Here is a 240-nt window from a genome sequence, read left to right as displayed (position 1 = left end):
GACGTGGCCGCCGCCGCGGCCGGCCTGCCGCCGAACGTGCGGCTCGGCACGTCGTCGTGGTATTTCCCCGGCTGGAACGGCATCGTCTTCGACGGCGATTTCGCGCAGACGAAGCTGTCGCGCGAAGGGCTGCAAGCGTACGGCGCGCATCCGCTGCTGAGGAGCGTCAGCCTCGACCGCTCGTTCTACGGCCCGCTGTCGGTGGCCGACTACCTGCGCTACGCGCAGCAGGTGCCCGAC

1 protein-coding gene is annotated in these 240 nt (G+C 70.8%); it reads left to right on the top strand.

Annotated elements, in window-relative coordinates; all coding sequences use genetic code 11:
* The coding region (locus tag AAEY79_RS16250) for a hypothetical protein (RefSeq protein WP_352289785.1) at positions 1–240 on the top strand (240 nt) is incomplete at both ends.

Origin of the sequence: Psychrobacter sp. GW64-MNA-CIBAN-0177, assembly GCF_040309585.1 — a bacterium.
Lineage (GTDB): Bacteria > Pseudomonadota > Gammaproteobacteria > Pseudomonadales > Moraxellaceae > Psychrobacter > Psychrobacter okhotskensis.
Note: the sequence above shows the minus strand (reverse complement) of the source record. Positions and strands in the feature narration are given on the sequence as shown.